4 protein-coding genes are annotated in these 6,718 nt (G+C 46.2%); 2 read left to right on the forward strand and 2 right to left on the reverse strand.

All coding sequences use genetic code 11. The annotated features are described in order from the left end of the window. Position 1: 1 nt before the first annotated feature. Positions 2–421, forward strand: coding sequence for a hypothetical protein (locus tag R6242_RS17980; RefSeq protein ID WP_318429483.1), 420 nt, complete (start codon positions 2–4; stop codon positions 419–421). A 116-nt stretch (positions 422–537) separates the two neighbouring features. Then, positions 538–3,195 carry a response regulator gene (locus R6242_RS17985; RefSeq protein WP_318429486.1) on the forward strand — a complete coding sequence of 886 codons (2,658 nt, stop codon included), beginning with the start codon at positions 538–540 and terminating at the stop codon, positions 3,193–3,195. 347 nt (positions 3,196–3,542) lie between these two features. Here R6242_RS17985 and R6242_RS17990 read toward each other — a convergent pair whose 3' ends face one another. Both R6242_RS17990 and R6242_RS17995 read right to left on the reverse strand, forming a co-directional pair. Beyond that, positions 3,543–4,889, reverse strand: a complete 1,347-nt coding sequence (locus tag R6242_RS17990; protein WP_318429488.1) for an efflux transporter outer membrane subunit — start codon at positions 4,887–4,889, stop codon at positions 3,543–3,545. 68 nt (positions 4,890–4,957) lie between these two features. Beyond that, complete coding sequence (locus R6242_RS17995) at positions 4,958–6,571, reverse strand: efflux RND transporter permease subunit (protein ID WP_318429491.1); 1,614 nt, start codon at positions 6,569–6,571, stop codon at positions 4,958–4,960. Positions 6,572–6,718: the final 147 nt, after the last annotated feature.

Raw genomic sequence — 6,718 nt, forward strand, 5'->3', positions numbered from 1 at the left:
AATGCGAATCTATGCCTTTTTCTTTTCTTTGTTATTAAGTCATGCTGCTTTTTCGGCAGACTGGGTGGTGATTGTCCATCCCAATAGCGGCGTAGAAAAGCTGAGCAAAAACGAAGTGGTTAATATTTTTATGGGGCGCTATCGTAAGTTTCCTTCTGGGCAAAATGCGGTGCCACTTGATGTTATTTCTCCTCCAACTGATCGTGAACAATTTTATAAGTTTTTGTTAAATAAAGAATTAGCCGATGTGGATGCTTACTGGGCAAGGTTGAAATTTTCAGGGCAGATTGCACCACCCACCCCTGTTGATGATACGGATGCCATTTTAGATATGGTGGCTAATCATGTTGGCTTTATTGCCTATTGTGATAAAAAGAAAGTAAGCGCTAAAGTTAAAGTGGTTTTGGATTTAAGTCGTTAATTTAAGGAGATTACTCTTCCTGATTATAGCGCTTGCTCAAACAAAGCCATGTATCTCATGTAGGCCAATATACTGTAGAGGCGCTTGTGTGCTATTGATTTTGCAAAGCGATAGTTATGTTTAAACTTTTAAATACTAGCTTGGTTTTTCGTAGTGCCATATTGGTGCTTTGTATCGCTTTACTCACAGGAGCACTTTTTTCTGGCATAACCTATTTTGTTTTGGCAGAAAAAGAGCGTGCGGAACATCGTATCCGAACCAATGAATTACTGAGCACGGTAGAAGATACCGTTAAAATTGCTTGTTTTTTAAATGATAAAAATTTGGCCGCTGAAGTTGCGCGTGGCCTACTTAAAAATCATTTTATAAACCGCGTTCTTATTAAAAATGAGCACGCTATTCTCGCTCAAACTGGAGGGGAAAAAATTGAAGACGATGAGCAGGTGCAAGGCAGTATTGTCCGTCAGATTAGTTCTCCATTTAATTCCCAAGAAATTGTCTGCCAGATTGCATTAGATTTAGACCCAGAAGTGATTCAGCGTAATGCTGCTGAGCGCTCTCAATTTATTGTTTATCTATTGCTGATGCAAGCCATGTTAGTGGCTTTTGCTGTGGTATTGATTGTGCTACGGCTGATTACTCGGCCGATTAAAGATATTTCTGATCATTTACATCATCTTTCTGCGGAGCTAGGCGCCAAGCTGCAATTGCCGAGTGGGCATGGACGGGATGAAATTGGCCGCTTGGTTGATGATGTAAATGCGTTATTAAATCGTTTGGTATTGATTTTAGATAATGAGCGAAATTTACGTATTCAACGTGAAATTGATGAAAAAAAATATCGGACCATTTTTGAAAATGCCGAAACGGGCATTTTTGTAGTAGATAAATTTGGGCGCTTACATTCGTATAATTTATCCTTTATGCGTTTGTTGGGAGTAGAGCCTTTAACTGCATATCGTGTAGAAATGCTGCAATATTATTTAGGGGAAGCTGCGCCACGCTGCTGTGAGCTTATTGAATTATCCCTAAGAGAAAATAGAGGGGTGAATGAGGATCTGTTTGTTTCATTCTTGGATGAAAAAGATAGTAAATGGTTAAGCTTGGTTTTAAACCCAATTGAAGAAGAAATGTTGCAGGGCTTACTAGATGATATCTCTGATCGTAAAAAAGGGGAGGAGTCGGCTAAAAAGATAGCCTTAACATTACAAAATGCCAAAATGGCTGCCGATCGTGCCAATCAAACAAAAAGTGATTTTTTGGCCAATATGAGCCATGAAATTAGAACCCCTTTGAATGCTATTTTAGGGTTTTCTGCTTTGCTACGAGATACGGCGCTTGATGTTCAACAAAAAGAATTTGTGGCTGCCATTAATACGGGTGGTGATGCCTTATTATCGCAGATTAATGATTTACTTGATTTTTCTAAAATTGAGGCTGGTAAATTAGAGCTTGAATTGCTTGATTTTGATTTACGCAGAATAATTGAAGAATCTTTAGATCTAGTCATGAGCAAGGCGGTAGAAAAGAGCCTTGAAATTGTTTTGTTGATTGATCCTGATGTGCCATGGCGCATTAATGGAGATTCTAGCCGCTTAAGACAAATTTTATTAAATTTGCTTAATAACGCGATTAAATTTAGCAGCAAAGGCCCTATTTTAATTAGGGTAGGCACGGTGCTAATTAGTAGTAATCAGTATCGCTTGCATATTGATGTGGTGGACAGAGGGATTGGGATTGCGCCAGAGGTAAAAGCTCAGTTGTTTCAGCCTTTTGCTCAGGCTGATGCATCTACAACCCGTCGCTTTGGGGGGACGGGTTTAGGTTTGTCGATTTGCCGGCGTTTGGCTGAGGCGATGGGGGGGCAAATCGATGTAAATAGTAAGGAGGGTGAGGGCTCTACTTTTTGGTTTGAAATTATCTTAAGTAAAGCGAGCCAAGCAGGCATACCGTTCGTGCTGCCAGCCTATTTAACCGGGCAGTATGTCTTGGTGATTGCCGAGTTGCCAGCAAATTGCGAGCTATTGTCGGTGCAATTGCAAGCCTTGGGGTTTGTCGTTAAGGCATTCACCAATAGTGATGCTTTTTTGCAAGAGCTGCTGCAGCGGCAAGGTATTTGTTTAGCCTTTGTGGATGCGCAATTAGCTGAACTTGATGATTTGCTGACGGCTCTGCGGGCAATCCCTGAATATGCTGAGCTGCCCTTGGTGTTGCTCAGTGGGGGCATGGGGCTGCTTGGGCGGGCAGAGCGGGCGCGGGGTATGGGGTTTAAAGCGCTACTGAATAAGCCCATCCGTACATCTCAATTATTTGAGTGTTTACAAGTGGCTTTTTCTTTGAAGGTATTAAAAGAGGAAAGACCATTATTGCCGAGTATTGGGGTTCAGTATTTTGTTGAAAAGCCCTATGTTTTATTGGCGGAAGATAATTTATTAAATCAGAAAATTGCCTTGCTAATGTTGGAGAGAATCGGCTGCCGAGTTGATGTGGTGGATGATGGTAAAGCGGCGGTGCATGCGATTGAGCAATATACTTATGATTTAGTATTGATGGATTGCCAAATGCCGAATATGGATGGCTTTGATGCCACCCGTACAATTAGGGCCTTAAATAGTGATAAATGTAACGTGATTATTTTAGCGCTTACTGCAAATGCATTTAAAGAAGATGTTCAGCGTTGCCTTGATTCTGGCATGAATGGTTTTTTGTCTAAACCAATTAGTATTGAAGTCTTGCAGGCAGAGCTATTGAAGTGGATTTCCACTAAGGGTTAAATTATTAAGATTTACCTGATTATGCCTCTTGCTTATTTTTTATCGTTTATCTAAGAATATCAAAGTTAATAGAGTTACCTTGTAGGGGCGCTGCTTGCTGCGCCCTCGCTGAACAGGGCGCAGCAAGCAGCGCCCCTACAGTCTATTGGTCTACATGCAATACATGGCTTTGTTTGAGTAAGATGCATAGTCAGGAAGATTTATATTTTTGGGGCGCTGCTGTGCCTTTTCTGGACAAAGCGCAGCAAGCAGCGCCTCTACGATATATGAGTAAGAGGCATAAGTAGTATTCCACCTTTTTGCTATCTTTATCTCTTTATCTCTTTATCCGCTTTTAGCCACTGGCTTCAATTTAACGTGGCTCCTCCTCCTAATGCTTTAAATAAACTGACCTGTGCCAATAATTGATCGCGGGTTGCGCTAATCAGCTCTAACCTGCCATTAAATAAATTACGTTCACTATCTAATACGGTTAGGTAATCGCTATAGCCATTGTCGTAACGCAGGATGGCTAATTTGAGCTGATGCTCAAGGGCTGAGTTCTGGCTGGTTTGGGCTGTGGTTTTTTCTAGGCTGAATTGATTAATTTTTAGCGCGGCATAGGCATCTGCAAAGGCGTTTTGTACCGCTTGGCGATAGCCTGCCGCCGCGGCTTGATCTTGGGCTCGGGCCTGGTCGATTTGGGCTGCGTTTAGCCCGCCGTCAAAGAGTGGCATGCCAAGGTTGCCTGCAAATTGCCAAGTTTTGCTGCCAGCAGCAAATAGATTGGCCAGCGGATTACTGGCTGTACCCAGTACCCCCGCTAAAGAGATACGTGGAAACCATGCTGCGCGGGCGGCGGCTACATCGGCATGGCTGGCACGTAGCTTGGCCTCTGCCTCGGCAATGTCGGGGCGGCGCAATAAGAGATCAGAGGGAATCTGGGAGGGTAGCTGATTGGCAATATGAATATCACTGATTTGCTTGCCGCGCTGTAGCCCTTCTTCGATAAGCGCTCTTGGGGATTGCCCGCTAAGCACAGAAAGGATGCTTTCTGCTTGGGCAATTTTTGCTTGGTACTGGGGAACAATCGTTCGTGCCGTGGCAAAATCGCTCTCTGCTTGTCGTGCTTCTAGCTCGCTAATCAGCCCGCCTTGAAAACGTTTTGTTTGTAAGGAAAAAGCTGCTTTGCGCGATGCAACGGTTTGCTTGGCCAGCAGGAGCTGGGCGTCCAGAGCGCGCAGATTGAAATAAGCTTGGGCCGTCTCTGCGCTGAGTGCCAGTTCTAAGCCCGTGTGCGCCGCTTGAGTGGATAAGAGCTGTTGTTTAGAAGCTTCTGTTTGATTGGCAAGACGGCCCCATAAATCCAGCTCCCAGCTTGCCGCACCTGCAACTTGGATGGTTGAGGTATCCCTGCTGTTTTGCTGCATGCTTTGCAATTCTAAACGAGGCCATTGGGCTGAGCTGCTGATGCCCAGTTTGGCGCGGGCTTCTTCTATTCTGGCAATGGCGATGCTTAGATTATGATTGTGCTGCAGTGTTTGCGCGATCAGCGTATTGAGTAGTGGATCATCAAATGTTTTCCACCAGTCCTTAGCTATAGGGGCGTTATATGCGGATTGCGGTAAATCAAGGCTAGGTAGACTTTGCTCGGGAGTCATGGCGCAAGCCGTGCAGAGTAGCGCCAGCAGGCTGGCAATCAGGGATGGTTTCATCGCGAAGATCTCAAGGTGTGCGCCTGCTGTTAGCAGCAGGCGCGGGTGTTTGTTTTTTTTGGGAGGGGCTACTTTTTCTTTATGCTCATAATCAGGCGGAAAAACAGCGGAATAAAGAAGATGGCAATAAAGGTGGCTGCCAGCATGCCGCCAATCACGGGCGTGCCTAGGGAATGTCGGCTGTTCGCCCCCGCGCCACTGGAGGTAATCAGCGGTACGCAGCCTAAAATAAAGGCGAGGGATGTCATCACAATGGGCCTGAAGCGCAACCTTGCTGCCTCGATGGCGGCGTCAGATAAGCTCATGCCTTCTTCAAATTTCATCACCGCAAATTCAACGATCAGAATGGCATTTTTAGCGGCCAAACCAATCAGCGTCACCATGCCAATTTGAAAATACACATCGTTATTCATATCCCGCATATACGCCGCCAGCAGCGCGCCAAATAGGGCAAAGGGCACTGAGGTAATGACGGCAAACGGTAAACTCCACCTTTCGTATTGCGCTGCCAAAATTAAAAACACCATCACAATGCCTAGTAAAAAGGCAATACCGGCGGTGCCGCTGGCTTCTTTTTCCTGATAAGCACTGCCAGTCCAGGCAAGGGTGTAATCGCTGCTTAGCGCGGCGGCTGTAACGCTTTCCATGGCCTTGATGGCCTCTCCAGAGCTAACACCTGCCGCAGGTTGGATCATGATTTTGGCCGCAGCAAAAATATTAAAGCGCTCCACTAGCTCCGGCCCACTGGTGTCTTTAATGGTGACAAGGCTGGTGAGCGGAATCATCTCGCCTTTGGCTGATCGCACAAAAATATTGGCCAAATCTTTGGGACGTTTACGATACTGGGCTTCAGATTGCAGCTGCACTTTGTAAGTGCGGCCAAAGCGATTGAAGTCATTGATATACAGTTGGCCCAAGGTGGCTTGCATGCTGCTGAATACATCATTGATATTAACGCCCAGCGCTTTGGCTTTTTCGCGGTCCAGATCAACAAAATATTGCGGCACATCGGCGCGGAAGGTGGTGCTGACCTTGGCAAATTCGGGGCGTTTTTTTGCCGCCTCGATAAGCTTTTGTGTAACCGAGCTAAGTGCTTGTGAACCTGCGCCATTACGATCTTGTAAATAGCCCTCTAGGCCACCGGTGGTTGACATCCCCATAATGGGCGGCGGAGTAAAGGCTGCAACCAGCCCGTTTTGGATAAAACTGGCGTTTTGCATGACTTTTTCTGCCAGCGAAAACGCATCCTGCCCTTGGCCCTTACGCTCATCCCAAGGGGTGAGCGTCACAAAGCTGGTGGCGTGATTGGTGAGCTTAGAGCCGGATAAAATATCAAAACCGGTAAAGGTAGTGACATTGTTGATTTCGGCCAGCTTGCTGAGCGCGGTATCTGATTCGGCGCTCACCTGACGGGTGCGGGCCAGCGAGGCTGCATCGGGCAGGGCAACGCTGACAAACATCGTGCCTTGATCTTCTCCCGGGACTAAGGAGCCCGGCACTAAGACATACAGCGCCGCCGTGCTGGCCAAAATCCCTGCAAACAGCACAAACGCAACGCCAACGCGGCGATTCAGGTATTTAACTCCTGCAATATAGCCCCCCGTGATTCGTTCAAAGAAGCGATTAAACCATGCAAAAAACGCGCGGGTTCGTGGTGGCCGGGTTTGAGCAAAAGCGCGCAGAGGGCAGGGGTTAGGGTCAGCGCGTTCGCAGTAACAGTAATTTAGCTAGCGGGTTAAAGTCCCGTCCGAGGAATTGTCCATGCGCCTCGGTAGTACGAAAGAGCGGCGTTTGAGTAATCAAGGGTCGTGAGTTCTTTACGACAAAGA

Source organism: Iodobacter sp. CM08 (genome assembly GCF_033446605.1).
Classification (GTDB): Bacteria; Pseudomonadota; Gammaproteobacteria; order Burkholderiales; family Chitinibacteraceae; genus Iodobacter.

Excerpts from the sequence above, each read along its gene's own strand:
- R6242_RS17985 (WP_318429486.1), top strand. The coding sequence starts at position 538 with ATGTTTAAACTTTTAAATACTAGCTTGGTTTTTCGTAGTGCCATATTG.
- R6242_RS17990 (WP_318429488.1), bottom strand. The coding sequence starts at position 4,889 with ATGAAACCATCCCTGATTGCCAGCCTGCTGGCGCTACTCTGCACGGCT.
- R6242_RS17980 (WP_318429483.1), top strand. The coding sequence starts at position 2 with ATGCGAATCTATGCCTTTTTCTTTTCTTTGTTATTAAGTCATGCTGCT.